We start from the raw sequence: 14,075 nt of genomic DNA on the forward strand, positions 1-14,075 counted from the left end.
CATGTTGTACTATCTATTCGAATATTTAGAAAAAGAATTTCAGTTAACAGGGGCGAGTGTGTTTCAATTCATCACCTTTCGTGCTGCTTTGGCTATCATCCTGTCGTTGCTGTTTTCTACGATTTTCGGAAAGAAAATTATACGCTTATTACAGAAAAAACAAGTAGGAGAATCAGTAAGAGATTTAGGTTTAGACGGGCAGGTTGAAAAAGCTGGAACCCCAACAATGGGAGGCTTAATCATCATTTTTTCAACGTTGATACCAGTGTTGTTATTAGCAAAGTTGGACAATATTTATGTTATTCTGCTAATCGTTACCACGGTTTGGATGGGCTTAGTAGGTTTTGCTGACGACTATATAAAAGTATTCAAAAAAGATAAGGCAGGCTTAAGTGGTAAGTTTAAAGTTTTAGGTCAAGTTGGTTTAGGTGTTTTTGTGGGTTCTATTATGTATTTCCATCCCCATGTAACCATTAGACAGGAAAAAACAAATCCTGTTTATGAAACTGAAAGAATAACACAAAATTCTGAGGCAGAGTTTAGAGCGGAGGAACAATCGCTTAAAACCACCATTCCTTTTGTAAAAGATAATGAGTTCGATTATGCTCAAATTACATCGTGGTTTGGTGACGCTACTGGTAAATATGCTTGGTTAATTTTTATTCCAATTGTTATATTCATCGTTACAGCAGTATCCAACGGTGCTAATTTAACTGATGGCATTGATGGCTTAGCAGCAGGGAGTTCCGCCATAATTGTCTTTGCGCTAGCCATTTTTGCTTTCATTTCAGGAAACTTCGTCTTTTCAGATTATCTCAATGTGATGTTTATTCCACGACTGGGTGAATTAGTAGTGTTTATAGCGGCATTTGTTGGTGCGCTTATCGGTTTTCTGTGGTACAATACGTATCCAGCACAAGTATTTATGGGAGACACAGGTAGTTTAACTATTGGAGGTGTGATTGCAGTAATCGCAATTGCTGTTAGAAAAGAATTACTAATTCCATTATTGTGTGGGATTTTTTTCGCGGAATCATTGTCCGTTATTTTACAGGTAACATGGTTTAAATACACGAAAAAGAAACTTGGAGAAGGACGGCGTATTTTTAAAATGGCGCCACTGCATCACCACTATCAAAAGGGTGGCTATCATGAAAGTAAAATAGTAACACGCTTTTGGATTGTAGGCATATTACTAGCAATACTGTCAATAGTGACATTGAAATTAAGATAATTAAATAGTACACGAAGCATAGTTGAAACGCTTCGTTTTAGAAATGAAAAAACAGAGGTTAGTCATATTAGGAGGAGGCGAAAGCGGAGTAGGTACAGCGCTTTTAGGAGTAGCAAAAGGGTATGAGGTTTTTGTTTCGGATAAAGGAATGATAAAAGAAAAGTACAAAGAAGTTCTTAGACATCATGAGATTGAATGGGAAGAAGAACAGCATACCGCTGCTAAAATTTTAAATGCAGATGTGGTGATGAAGAGTCCGGGGATTCCAGATAGCGTTGCCTTAGTGCAGCAGCTTATAAAAAAAGAAATCCCAGTAATTTCTGAAATTGAATTTGCTTCAAAATACACGAATGCCACTTTGATTGGGGTTACGGGAAGCAATGGAAAAACAACAACCGCATCATTAACACATCATATTTTAAAACAAGAATTAAATGTAGGCTTGGCTGGGAATATTGGTGACAGTTTTGCAAAACAGATTTTAGACTTTGATTTTGAAAACTACGTCTTAGAGATTAGTAGTTTTCAGTTAGATGGGATTGTAGATTTTAAACCAAAAATAGCTGTCTTAACCAATATTACGCCAGATCATTTAGATCGCTACGAGTATAAGTTTGAAAATTATATCAATTCAAAATTCAGAATTGCTCTAAATCAAACCAAAGACGACTATTTAATTTATGATGCAGATGATGAGGTCATTAAAAAGTGGCTCGATGAAAACGACATTCAATCCACATTACTGCCCTTTTCTTTGGTTAAAACCATTGAAAATGGGGCTTATTTAGATAAAAAGAATATAAAAATAACAATAAATAACGACCAGATAATTATGCCAACAAACGATTTAGCCTTAGAAGGAAAACACAATATAAAAAATGCAATGGCTGCCTCAACGGTAGCGCATTTGCTAAAAATTAGAAAGCAAACCATTCGTGAAAGCTTAGAGAATTTCCATGGTGTTGAGCATCGTTTAGAGCAAGTGCTTAAAATTAATAAAGTACAATACATTAATGACTCTAAGGCCACAAATGTTAATGCGACCTATTATGCTTTAGAGAGTATGGATGCGCCAACCGTTTGGATTGTTGGTGGTACAGATAAAGGGAATGAATATACAGAGTTATTTCCATTTGTAAATGAAAAGGTAAAAGCGATTATCTGTTTAGGGGTTGATAATGATAAGCTCTTGGAAAATTTCGGTAACATGGTAGATATTATTGTGGAAACTCAGTTTATGAGTGAGGCGGTGAAAATAGCCTATAGAATTGCTGAAGCTGGAGATAACGTTTTATTATCACCTGCTTGTGCAAGTTTCGATTTATTTGAAAACTATGAAGATCGTGGGCGTCAATTTAAAGATGCGGTAAGAAATTTATAGCCCCTTTTCATTCTTTCTAAGGGGAATGCATTAATGAGGAAATTGAGGAATGATATAATTAACATTAAATAAGTCTTCCCTTTAAGAAATGGAAGATCAACGAATAAAAAAATAAATTAATAACGCGTGCGTTAAGAGGTTTGAAGTACAAATGGGAATGCAAAAACTATTCAAAAATATAAAAGGAGACCGATTAATTTGGGCAATAGCAGCCTTACTTGCTATTTTCTCATTTTTACCTGTGTACAGTGCTGCGAGTAATTTGGCATATGTTGGTGGTAGTACAAATACCTTTTCTTTTTTTGTAAAGCACTTTATGCATTTGTTTTTAGGGTTTTCAATTATGTACGGCGTACATAAAATACCATATCGTTATTTCCGTGGCTTGTCGATGGTTATGATTCCTATTGTTTTGATTTTATTAGTGGTTACCGTTTTGCAAGGCACAACAATTGCGGGCGCCAATGCTAGTCGCTGGATTCGTATCCCTTTTGTTAATATGTCTTTTCAAACTTCTACTTTGGCATCCGTTGTACTCATGGTGTATGTGGCGCGATACATGTCTAAAATGAAAGATGAACAAATCACTTTTAAAGACTCTATTTTACCCCTTTGGTTGCCCGTGTTTTTAATGCTAGCATTAATACTACCGTCTAACTTTTCTACAACGGCGCTTATCTTTTTAATGGTTGTAATACTGGTTTTTTTAGGGGGGTATCCTATTCGTTATTTGGTCGCTATTGTTGGCGCAGGCATCTTAGGGTTAGCTTTATTTGTAGTTGTTGCTAAGGCATTCCCAGAGGCTATGCCAAACAGGATTGATACCTGGATGAGTCGTATAGAAAGCTTCACAGATGAAGGAGATACAGAGGCAGATTATCAAATAGAAAAAGCAAAAATAGCCATTGCCTCAGGCTATATTACAGGTGTTGGTCCTGGGAAAAGCACGCAGAAAAACTTTTTACCACAATCCTCTTCCGATTTTATTTTTGCGATTATTATTGAAGAGTTTGGGTTGATAGGGGGCATATTTTTAATGACCATGTATATGTGGTTGTTATTTAGAATAGTCATAGTCTCACAAAAAGCAGATACTATTTTTGGTAAATTATTAGTACTAGGGGTTGGTTTACCAATCGTATTTCAAGCCATGATAAATATGGCTGTAGCTGTAGAGTTATTTCCAGTAACTGGTCAAACCTTACCATTGGTAAGTAGTGGGGGAACCTCTATTTGGATGACCTGTTTAGCCATAGGAATCATTCTTAGTGTAAGTGCGAAAAGAGAAGAAATTAAAGAACAAGAAAATACAGAAGATAATCCGTTAGAAATTCTTTCGGAAGCAATATAATGAACACTTATAAAATCATATTATCTGGAGGCGGAACTGGTGGCCACATCTATCCTGCAATAGCTATAGCGAACGAATTGAAATCGCGTTTTCCTGACGCTGAATTTTTATTTGTAGGTGCAAAAGACCGTATGGAAATGGAGAAAGTACCACAGGCAGGTTATGAAATTAAAGGCTTGTGGATTTCAGGTATTCAAAGAAAACTAACGGTGAAGAACATGATGTTTCCTTTTAAATTAGTGAATAGCCTTTGGAATGCCAGAAAAATTGTTAACAATTTCAAGCCAGATGTAGCGATTGGAACAGGCGGGTTTGCTAGTGGTCCGTTATTACATGTGGCTGCTTTAAAAGGGATACCAAGCTTAATACAAGAGCAGAATTCCTATCCGGGAATCACAAACAAATTATTATCAAAAAAAGTACAGAAAATTTGTGTGGCTTATGATGGTTTAGAGCGTTTTTTCCCTAAGAATAAAATTATCAAAACAGGAAATCCGGTACGACAGGATTTATTAGATATTAATTCTAAAAAATCAGAAGCTTTAAAACATTTCAACTTAGTTGAAGATAAAAAAACACTGTTAGTGCTAGGAGGAAGTCTGGGGGCAAAAGCGATAAATGAATTAATAAAAAATGAAATAGAGTTTCTGCAAATGCAGAATTTACAAATCATTTGGCAATGCGGGAAATTGTATTACGACGATTACAAAATTGTTGGTCATACAAAAAATGTCCAGGTACATGCCTTTATAAATAAAATGGATTATGCTTATGCCGCGGCAGATTTTATTATTTCTCGCGCAGGAGCAGGCTCTGTTTCAGAATTATGTATCGTTGGAAAACCGGTCATTTTTGTGCCTTCTCCTTATGTAGCAGAAGATCATCAAACTAAAAATGCAATGGCTGTGGTTAAAGAAAATGCTGCAATGATGATTGCTCAGGAAGATTTGAATGTAGATTTTGAGAATAAGTTTTCACAGTTAGTTGCTTCAGTAGAAAGGCAAAATGAATTAAGTAGTAATATTAAAAAACTAGCATTAGAAAATGCTACAAAAGAAATAGTTGATGAAGTTGAAAAACTTCTAAAAAAATAATAAAATATATAAATAAGAACAACGTCATTTTGATGCGCTTACGAGTACTGTAGTATCACATTGAACAAAAAAAATAAATGAACCTAAACAAGTTACATAACGTCTATTTTATTGGTGTTGGAGGGATTGGTATGTCTGCATTGGCACGGTATTTTATTGCGAACGGAAAAGCTGTGGCTGGTTATGATAAAACACAAACTGAAATTACAGAAGTTTTGGAGGGTTTAGGTATTAGCATTCATTATGAGGATGCGGTCAAGGCTATCGATGGTCCATTTTTAAATCCTGAAAACACTTTAGTAGTTTATACACCAGCGGTACCAAAAGATCATAAAGAGTTAGCCTATTTTAGGGACCATAGTTTTGCTGTTTTAAAACGTTCAGAGGTGTTAGGGTTGATTACAAAAAATACTTTTTGTTTAGCTGTGGCAGGAACACATGGAAAAACAACGACCTCTAGTATTTTAGGACATTTATTGTATGAATGTGATGTAAAGCTAACGGCTTTTTTAGGCGGCATTAGTGAAAACCATAATTCGAATTTAATTGAAAATGGTGATGAAGTAAGTGTTGTAGAGGCTGATGAGTTTGATCGTTCGTTTTTAACCTTATCACCAGATTTAGCTTGTATAACTTCAATGGATGCAGATCATTTAGATATCTATGGTGATGCTTTGGCATTACATGAGTCCTTTGAGGCATTTTCAAAAAAAATTAAACCGAACGGAAAATTATTTGTTAGAAACGGCTTGCCTTTAAAAGGGATAACTTACGGGATAGAAGATGACTCTGATTATTCAGCTCAAAACATAACAATAAATAACGGTACTTATAGTTTTGATGTAAAAACACCAAAAGAGGTGCTAAAACAAGTTCAATTTAACCTACCTGGTAGACATAATTTGTCGAATGCACTAATAGCTTTAGCGATGGCTGTAGAATATGGCCTTCCCAAACCGCAGCTCGCTATGGCTTTAGCATCTTATAAGGGGGTTAAACGTCGTTTTACCTATCACATTAAAACAGATGATCTGGTGTTTATCGATGATTATGCACATCATCCAACAGAGATTGATGCAGCACATCAAGCAGTAAGAGAGATGTATCCAAAAGATCAGGTCTTGGTCATTTTTCAGCCACATTTATTTAGCCGAACCCGTGACTTTGGAGCTGATTTTGCTAAAAGTTTATCTCAATTTGATGAGTTATTATTGTTAGATATTTACCCCGCAAGAGAATTACCAATTGAAGGGATAGATTCACAATGGTTGTTAGGCCAAATTATTAACTCTAAGAAAGAATTAATTCAGAAAAAACAGATCATTTCAAAAATAAAAGAAAGTAAAGCCAGAATCATCCTCACTCTTGGAGCAGGAGATATTGGTGAAGAAGTTAAACATATTAAAGCCGCTTTAATTGATGAGAATTAATTGGAACTACATAAAGATCATAGGGTTATTGGCGATTGTAGTGTTTTTGTATGCCTTTACTTCAAAACGAAATAACAGGCGAAAGGTCGCTGAGCCTATTGTGACATTTGTTGATGATCAGAAACCATTTGTCACGCACGCGACTGTTAGTAAATTGTTAATACAAAATCAACGACCTGTTACGAGTGTGCCCAAAGAAACTTTAGATTTGAATGGTTTAGAGCAGGCCCTAAATGCTCATAAAATGATTGAAAGTGCTGAGGTTTTTTTGCGAGTAAATGGTGGGTTTTCAGTGAAAATAAAACAGAAAATGCCAATCGCAAGAGTCAGTAGTCCAAGTGCTTATTACATAGACAGTAAAGGTGGTTACATGCCTTTGTCAACAAATTATACAGCACGTGTACCAATGGTTACCGGTCATGTAAAACAAAATGATTTAGCAGTGGTTTACACCATTGCTAGCAGAATTATGAATGATGAGTTTTTAAAAACCAACGTGGTTGAGATTCATCAGAATAATGATAAATCTATAGATTTAAAATTAAGGCAATGTCAATTCACGGTGCAGTTAGGTAGCTTGAATTATTTAGATAAAAAAATAAACAACCTTAAGGCGTTTTATAATAAAGCGATTAAGGATAAGAGTTTAAAAAAATATAGCAAAGTGAATTTGCAATTTGAAAACCAAGTTGTTTGTACTAAAGTATAAATTATGGAACAGAATTTAGCAGTAGGATTAGACATCGGAACCACAAAGATTGTGGCAATGATAGGTCGCAAAAATGAGTATGGAAAGGTGGAGATTTTGGGCATTGGAAAGTCTAAGAGTTTAGGTGTGCATCGTGGTGTGGTTAATAATATAACACAAACGATTCAATCTATTCAATTAGCTATCCAAGAGGCTGAAGCTGCTGCAGCTTTAAAAATTGAAGGGGTGACTGTAGGAATAGCGGGTCAGCATATTCGCAGTTTACAGCATAGTGATTACATTACACGACCAGATTCTGAAACTGTAATTGATGAGTACGATATTGAACGTTTAGTCAATCAAGTTCATAAATTAGTGATGCTGCCGGGAGAAGAAATCATTCATGTTCTACCGCAGGAATATAAGGTTGATGGTCAGGCTGAAATAAAAGAACCAATAGGAATGTATGGTGGTCGATTAGAAGCCAATTTTCATGTCGTTGTGGGTCAGGTGTCTTCTATTAGAAACATTGGCCGCTGTGTTAAAAGTGCAGGTTTAGAATTAGAGGGGATCACGTTAGAGCCGCTTGCATCTGCAAACGCGGTATTAAGCCAGGAGGAAAAAGAAGCCGGTGTTGCCTTAATTGATATTGGTGGTGGAACTACAGATTTGGCCATTTTTAGAGACGGAATTATTCGCCATACAGCAGTTATTCCGTTTGGTGGAAATGTGATTACAGAAGATATAAAAGAAGGCTGTTCTATTATTGAAAAGCAAGCGGAGTTATTAAAAATAAAATTTGGTTCAGCATGGCCAGGAGAAAATAAAGACAATGAGATTGTATCTATTCCAGGCTTACGTGGTCGTGATCCAAAAGAAATAACACTTAAAAACCTATCAAAAATTATTCATGCCAGAGTGGTGGAAATTGTTGAACAGGTTTACGTAGAAATTAAAAACTATGGTCACGAAGAACAAAAGAAGAAATTAATTGCAGGAATTGTTTTAACTGGTGGTGGTAGCCAGTTAAAACATCTCAAACAATTAGTAGAATACATTACAGGAATGGATACTAGAGTAGGGTATCCAAACGAGCATTTAGCTGGAGATAGCGATGATGCTGTTACCAGTCCATTGTTCGCTACAGCAGTTGGTTTGGTTATGGATGGTTTAAAACGCCAAGAACGCATAAAAGCAGAAAAAATTGAAGAAGAGCTTGTAGCGGCTATAGAAAATGATGAAACGATAGAAGAAGAAGACGTAGCAGTTGAACTGCCAAAAAAACAAAAGCGCTCTTTTTTAGATGCGTTAACTGAGCGTGTTAAGGATTTCCTTGATAATGCTGAATAACGCTTGCACAGCAACTATAAACAATAAAAAGACGTTGTAGTGCAGCGTCTAAACGAATAAAGATAAAAAACGTTGCATTGCAACGTCTAAAATAATTGATTTAAATAAATAGAATTTTATGAGCAACAATGAATTCGAAAATTTCACTTTTGATTTACCTAAAAATCAATCCAATGTCATCAAAGTTATTGGTGTAGGAGGAGGTGGGAGTAACGCTATTAATCACATGTTCCAGCAAGGCATCAAGGGTGTCGATTTTGTTATTTGTAATACCGATGCGCAGGCATTACAAAACAGTGGGGTTCCAAACAAAATTCAGTTAGGTGTAAATTTAACTGAAGGTCTTGGCGCCGGTGCCAATCCAGATGTAGGTATGCAATCTGCTGTTGAGAGTTTTTCAGACATTCAGCAAATGTTAGGGACGAATACTAAAATGGTATTTATCACTGCTGGTATGGGTGGAGGAACAGGAACAGGAGCAGCGCCAATAATAGCCAAAATGGCTAAAGAAATGGATATTTTAACCGTTGGAATTGTGACGATGCCCTTTCAGTTTGAAGGAAAAATGCGTAACGAGCAAGCTCAAATTGGTATTGAAAAACTCCGTGGAGAAGTCGATTCATTAATTGTTATTAATAATAATAAATTACGTGAGGTTTATGGTAACCTTGGTTTTAAAGCAGGGTTTTCTAAAGCAGATGAGGTGTTATCAACGGCGTCTCGTGGTATAGCCGAAGTAATAACGCATCACTATACACAAAACATCGATTTACGTGATGCAAAAACGGTGTTAAGCAATAGCGGTACAGCCATTATGGGTTCTGCAACTGCGGCTGGTCAAAACCGTGCGCAGCAAGCCATTTCTAAAGCATTAGATTCACCATTGTTGAACGATAATAAAATTACAGGAGCTAAAAACGTATTGTTGCTAATCGTTTCTGGTTCTCAGGAAATTACTATTGATGAGATAGGTGAAATTAACGATCACATTCAGATAGAAGCAGGCCATGGTGCAAATATTATTATGGGTGTTGGTGAAGATGAATCATTAGAAGAGTCAATTGCAGTTACTATTATTGCTACAGGTTTTAATGTAGAGCAGCAAGATGAGATTTCTAATACGGAAGCAAAAAAAGTAATACATGCTTTGGAAGAAGACCAGAGTCTTGAGAAGGATTTAACTTCAGAGGAGCGCAAACCAGCTAATACTACTCCGGCTATAGCGTTGGAAGTAAAGAAAGAAATACCAGTTGTAAAACACACTTTAGATATTGAAGCCGATACTGAAGATACGTTAAGCAAGTTTGAAATGGAACAAGTGAACAAACAGCGTAGTGTGGTTTATGAAGATTTCGGATTGATTCCAACGACAGAAAGCCTCAGAAACATGGATGTTGTATATGATGAAGTTGTTGTAAATTTTGAAAATGAAGAAGAGTTTGTTATAACACCATCTGAAACAAAAACGGAAAATACTGAAGTAGTAGAAGCGGAAGAAAGAAAGCAAATTACATTGAGTTTCGACTTGCCTATTAATGAGCCAACAGTGGAAGAAACATCTAAAACTGAAACGCCTATTATTCATGATTTAACAAGTGAGATAAAAGACTATGAAGTTAATGATCATGTTGAATTGATTCCAGTTACTGAAATAAGAGAGCATGAAGAAGTACGTTATGCTTTAGACGATTATACCGAAGTAAATTCGGCACTAAATAAAAACACGAAAACTCAAGTTCAGGAATTTATAGACACAGAAATTGTTTTTGAAAAGAAAGTATTAGCTAAAGAAGAAGAACAGGCAAGGCCAGAGGGCGATTTTGATCCTATGAATTGTTCGATTTCAGATATTTTAAAAGAGCGTGCAGATGATAGAAGAGAAAAGATGAAGAATTTTAACTATAAATTTAATACCTCTAAAATTGAGGATATAGAGAAAATTCCGGCTTACAAGAGACAGGGAACAACTTTAGATGAAACGAAACATTCTTCTTCAGCAACAAATGTGTCTAAAACCAGTCTAAGTATAGATGATAACGACGACATTCAATTAAGAAATAATAATTCTTTTTTGCACGATAATGTAGATTAATAGCAAGTAGATAATTTTAATCAAATTAAATCCAGAGCGTTCTATAACTTTTTGGATTTTAATTGGTTTGCTTGTTTCTAAGTGGATTCAAATGTTATCAATTTTCATCGATTTTGAAAATAGTCCTGTTTCTGTTCAGAAGTTTCAAAGTAGAGCGGTTTAATCCTGTTAGAATTTCCTATCTTCGTACTTGAAAAAAGGAATATAAAATGAGTTTATCAGCTAACATAATGACGGCCTTAAAAGAGGCTATGAAAAGTAAAGACACCTTGGCGTTAGCAGCGTTACGAGCAGTGAAGGCTGAAATATTATTAGCACAAACTGAAAATGGAGCAAAAGAAGCGTTAACTGAAGAACAAGAATTAAAAATTCTTCAAAAACAAGTCAAGCAAAGAAAAGATAGTGCCGCTATTTTTTTAGAGCAAGGTAGAGAAGATTTAGCTACTCCAGAATTAGCAGAAGCTAAAGTTATAGAACAGTTTTTGCCAGAAGCCATGAGTGAAGACGCGGTTGCCAAGTTGGTTGATACTGTTATTGCTAAAACAGGAGCAGAAGGCATGAAAGATATGGGTAAAGTAATGGGGATGGTAAGTGCGGAAGTTGCTGGAAGGGCAGACGGGAAAACCATTTCGAATATAGTAAAAGCTAAATTAGGGTAAGAGATTATAAATATTGAGATTCCCACTTTCATGGGAATAAAATGGCTGCGTAGTTCAACTGGATAGAATATCAGATTTCGGCTCTGAGGGTTGGAGGTTCGAATCCTCTCGCGGTCACGAATGAAAAGAAAAGACTAAAAAAATAAATCAAGCTTGCTTGAAATTTATTTTTTTAGTCTTTTCTTTTATCAAAGCGGAGCTTTGAGGATGACGTAGCGCAGCGTAGTAATCCTTTTAATCTATGGGAACAATTAAGCGAGCTTGAATTTGTAAGTATAGTCTTTTCTTTTATCAAAGCGGAGCTATGAGGATGACGTAGCGCAGCGTAGTAATCCTTTTAAAGTATAGTATAAATCAAGCGGGCTTGAATTTGTAAGTATAGTCTTTTTAATTTTGAATCCCTAAGCTTGGTATGAACTCTGTGGAGCCTCTAGCAAAGCTAAGTCGTCAACTTATACTACTAATACAATAGTAATGCGACACAAAATTTAATTTTAAGTAATGCTATTTTTATTTTTCATACTTTAGTAAGCCCCGTAATCTATATTTACTATGCCTGCGCTTATGTTTTTTTTACTTCATTTTCCAAAGGGCTATAAGCATGTTACGCAAATATTGAAGTTGTAACATAGCTAACACATACACTCCCAATGATTTATGATTAACTTCCTTTTTTTACTCCAAAACAAATCAGAAAACCCAGCCTTTTTAAATACCATTTCTGTAGTGCTAATCACTTGTGGTCTTTTTATAATTGGTATAGGTGTTTTTAAGTTTATAGAAGGGTTCTATATAGATTTTATAGCAAAAAAACCGCTATTCAGACATTTTTATCTAGTGACTAAAGAGTTGAGTCCAAGCCAAAAGAAATTATTGGAGAATGATTTTAAATTCTATAAGCGATTAGATGTTAAGCAACAGAAATATTTTAGACATCGTGTTTTTAAATTCCTATCTCAAGTAGAATTTACAGGGAAAGAAGGTTTAGTAATAGACGATGAAAAGAAAATTCTAGTGGCAGCAACGGCTATCATGCTCACCTTTGGTTTTAGAGATTATGCCATTAATTTAATAGATAAAATTTTAATTTATCCTTCGATTTTCTACTCCACGCTAGATAGAAATTATCATAAAGGTCATTTTAACCCAGGTTATAGAGCCATATTATTATCATGGAAAGATTTTATACATGGACATAAAGTTGAAGATGATAATTTAAACTTAGGCATTCACGAATTTGTTCATGCTTTACACTTAAGTTATTTGAGCTCCAAGCGAACTAACGATATTAGTGCACATATATTTATTAGCAGCTTAGAAGCATTACATGAATATATAGATTCAAAAGTAAATTTTAAGTTACACATGCAAAAATCGGCCTATTTTAGAAACTACGCTTTTGAAAACGATTTTGAATTTACGGCGGTAATCATCGAAAATTTTATTGAAACACCTCTCGAGTTTAGAAGTCGTTATCCAAACGTTTACAAACACGTTAAACAAATGTTGAATTTCGATTTTGCGGGTTATTAACCCCTCGCTCGTTTACTTTTTACCTTGGTAAATTAGGAGAGGCTAAAAAATGAGTCCGCTTTATTGGTTAGCCAAAGCTTTAAGCTTAGCTGTTGTTTTAATAGGATCATCACTTTTAAAGATATGACTTCCAGCAACAAAAGCATTAGCGCCAGCATCTACCAGTTGTTTAATGTTTTTATCTGTAACGCCTCCATCTATTTCTATAAGGGTGTCTAAGCCTTGCTCGTCAATCATTTTTCGAAGTTTTTTTACACGTTCGTAGGTAACTTCCTCAAATTTTTGTCCGCCAAAACCGGGATTAATAGACATTAATAAAACCATATAACATTCTGGTAATATATCTTCGAGTACAGACACTGGTGTCGAAATGTTTAAAACAACTCCAGCTTTACAACCTGCGTCTTTAATTTGTCGTAGTGTGCGATGTAAGTGTACCGTGGACTCATGATGCACAGTAATAATATCTGCACCAACTTTTGCGAATTCTTCAATGTAGCGTTCTGGCTTTTCAATCATTAAATGCACATCTAAGGGCTTAGTGGCGTGCTTTTTAATAGCTGCAATTACTGGCATCCCGTAAGAAATGTTGGGAACGAAGTGTCCGTCCATGACATCTATGTGAAACCAATCGGCATCACTATTATTAACCATTTCTGTATCCCGTTGTAGGTTGCCAAAATCGGCAGCAAGCATGGAAGGTGCAATTAATTTTGAAGACATGAATATTGTAGTTTGTGTTGTTTCTGCAAAACTAACATTTTTAAGCGTCAACATTTATTAGTTTTGAAATAATATTACGAAAAAGAGAATCGCTTTTTGTGTTTTTGCTTTCTAAGGTGTTGATATAATTGTATAATGCTCTTATGGCGTCTTCATTATTAATTATCGCGTAGCCAGCACCAAAATTGGAAAATGTAGGGCTTTCAATGGGCTGATTGAGCATTTCAATAACATGATTATGTCTTGAGTCCGTTTTTATTTTATTATAAAGCGCATCAATAATTGGTGTTTCTCCTTCAATAATTTGAAAAAAAACGTCTTGGGTTTTAATTAAGGCACCAAAAATATTTAGTCGGTCATTATTCTGTTTGGTGGTGAAGAATAGGTTCTCGTAGTCTAAAATGGACAGGTTTCTGCTTGGTGTGCTGAGATAGCAAACAGTTTTATACATAGTTGATTAATTGAAGGTTACATCAAATATAACTAATTATTTAAAACTACAGATTTTAGCGAGTAAGATTAGACGCAATAGCATTAATA

General features: G+C 35.3%; 12 protein-coding genes and 1 tRNA gene. 11 read left to right on the plus strand and 2 right to left on the minus strand.

The features are described from left to right. The first annotated feature begins 1 nt into the window (after position 1). From mraY to GQ46_RS12340, 11 genes are all read left to right on the plus strand, one after another. On the plus strand, positions 2–1,234 hold the full coding sequence (mraY, locus tag GQ46_RS12290; protein ID WP_044402430.1) for a phospho-N-acetylmuramoyl-pentapeptide-transferase: 1,233 nt from the start codon (positions 2–4) through the stop codon (positions 1,232–1,234). Between the two features lie 43 nt (positions 1,235–1,277). Then, the gene (gene murD / locus GQ46_RS12295; RefSeq protein ID WP_044402433.1) at positions 1,278–2,615 is read left to right on the plus strand and encodes a UDP-N-acetylmuramoyl-L-alanine--D-glutamate ligase; all 1,338 of its coding nucleotides are present in this window, start codon (positions 1,278–1,280) and stop codon (positions 2,613–2,615) included. Positions 2,616–2,772: 157 nt separating this feature from the next. Next, positions 2,773–3,966, plus strand: a complete 1,194-nt coding sequence (locus GQ46_RS12300) for an FtsW/RodA/SpoVE family cell cycle protein (protein WP_044405030.1) — start codon at positions 2,773–2,775, stop codon at positions 3,964–3,966. Further along, positions 3,966–5,060 (plus strand): undecaprenyldiphospho-muramoylpentapeptide beta-N-acetylglucosaminyltransferase, encoded by a 1,095-nt coding sequence (gene murG, locus GQ46_RS12305; RefSeq protein ID WP_197077356.1) that lies wholly within the window; start codon positions 3,966–3,968, stop codon positions 5,058–5,060. Before GQ46_RS12300 ends, murG begins: the two co-directional genes overlap by 1 nt. A 77-nt stretch (positions 5,061–5,137) precedes the next feature. After that, the gene (gene murC, locus GQ46_RS12310) at positions 5,138–6,490 is read left to right on the plus strand and encodes a UDP-N-acetylmuramate--L-alanine ligase (RefSeq protein ID WP_044402439.1); all 1,353 of its coding nucleotides are present in this window, start codon (positions 5,138–5,140) and stop codon (positions 6,488–6,490) included. Beyond that, positions 6,480–7,199: a cell division protein FtsQ/DivIB gene (locus tag GQ46_RS12315; RefSeq protein WP_044402442.1), complete on the plus strand. Its 720-nt coding sequence runs from the start codon at positions 6,480–6,482 to the stop codon at positions 7,197–7,199. The genes murC and GQ46_RS12315 overlap by 11 nt, the downstream gene beginning before the upstream one ends. A gap of 3 nt (positions 7,200–7,202) precedes the next feature. Further along, positions 7,203–8,528, plus strand: a complete 1,326-nt coding sequence (gene ftsA / locus GQ46_RS12320) for a cell division protein FtsA (protein ID WP_044402445.1) — start codon at positions 7,203–7,205, stop codon at positions 8,526–8,528. 118 nt (positions 8,529–8,646) lie between these two features. Beyond that, positions 8,647–10,620, plus strand: a complete 1,974-nt coding sequence (gene ftsZ, locus GQ46_RS12325) for a cell division protein FtsZ (RefSeq protein WP_044402448.1) — start codon at positions 8,647–8,649, stop codon at positions 10,618–10,620. Between the two features lie 209 nt (positions 10,621–10,829). Then, a complete protein-coding gene (locus tag GQ46_RS12330) occupies positions 10,830–11,279 on the plus strand; it encodes a GatB/YqeY domain-containing protein (RefSeq protein ID WP_044402451.1) in 450 nt (149 codons plus the stop codon). A gap of 43 nt (positions 11,280–11,322) precedes the next feature. Then, positions 11,323–11,396: transfer RNA gene (locus GQ46_RS12335), tRNA-Arg, on the plus strand. A gap of 540 nt (positions 11,397–11,936) precedes the next feature. Next, a complete protein-coding gene (locus GQ46_RS12340) occupies positions 11,937–12,812 on the plus strand; it encodes a zinc-dependent peptidase (protein WP_044402454.1) in 876 nt (291 codons plus the stop codon). Between the two features lie 60 nt (positions 12,813–12,872). Here GQ46_RS12340 and rpe read toward each other — a convergent pair whose 3' ends face one another. Both rpe and GQ46_RS12350 read right to left on the minus strand, forming a co-directional pair. Then, a complete protein-coding gene (rpe, locus tag GQ46_RS12345) occupies positions 12,873–13,535 on the minus strand; it encodes a ribulose-phosphate 3-epimerase (protein WP_044405033.1) in 663 nt (220 codons plus the stop codon). A 40-nt stretch (positions 13,536–13,575) separates the two neighbouring features. Next, complete coding sequence (locus GQ46_RS12350) at positions 13,576–13,986, minus strand: BLUF domain-containing protein (protein ID WP_044402457.1); 411 nt, start codon at positions 13,984–13,986, stop codon at positions 13,576–13,578. Positions 13,987–14,075 lie beyond the last annotated feature (89 nt).

The organism is Lacinutrix sp. Hel_I_90 (assembly GCF_000934685.1).
In the GTDB taxonomy this organism is placed as follows: Bacteria; Bacteroidota; Bacteroidia; order Flavobacteriales; family Flavobacteriaceae; genus Lacinutrix.

Excerpts from the sequence above, each read along its gene's own strand:
- GQ46_RS12350 (WP_044402457.1), bottom strand. The coding sequence starts at position 13,986 with ATGTATAAAACTGTTTGCTATCTCAGCACACCAAGCAGAAACCTGTCC.
- GQ46_RS12300 (WP_044405030.1), top strand. The coding sequence starts at position 2,773 with ATGCAAAAACTATTCAAAAATATAAAAGGAGACCGATTAATTTGGGCA.
- murD (WP_044402433.1), top strand. The coding sequence starts at position 1,278 with ATGAAAAAACAGAGGTTAGTCATATTAGGAGGAGGCGAAAGCGGAGTA.
- rpe (WP_044405033.1), bottom strand. The coding sequence starts at position 13,535 with ATGTCTTCAAAATTAATTGCACCTTCCATGCTTGCTGCCGATTTTGGC.
- GQ46_RS12340 (WP_044402454.1), top strand. The coding sequence starts at position 11,937 with ATGATTAACTTCCTTTTTTTACTCCAAAACAAATCAGAAAACCCAGCC.
- murG (WP_197077356.1), top strand. The coding sequence starts at position 3,966 with ATGAACACTTATAAAATCATATTATCTGGAGGCGGAACTGGTGGCCAC.
- murC (WP_044402439.1), top strand. The coding sequence starts at position 5,138 with ATGAACCTAAACAAGTTACATAACGTCTATTTTATTGGTGTTGGAGGG.
- mraY (WP_044402430.1), top strand. The coding sequence starts at position 2 with ATGTTGTACTATCTATTCGAATATTTAGAAAAAGAATTTCAGTTAACA.
- GQ46_RS12330 (WP_044402451.1), top strand. The coding sequence starts at position 10,830 with ATGAGTTTATCAGCTAACATAATGACGGCCTTAAAAGAGGCTATGAAA.
- ftsA (WP_044402445.1), top strand. The coding sequence starts at position 7,203 with ATGGAACAGAATTTAGCAGTAGGATTAGACATCGGAACCACAAAGATT.
- ftsZ (WP_044402448.1), top strand. The coding sequence starts at position 8,647 with ATGAGCAACAATGAATTCGAAAATTTCACTTTTGATTTACCTAAAAAT.
- GQ46_RS12315 (WP_044402442.1), top strand. The coding sequence starts at position 6,480 with ATGAGAATTAATTGGAACTACATAAAGATCATAGGGTTATTGGCGATT.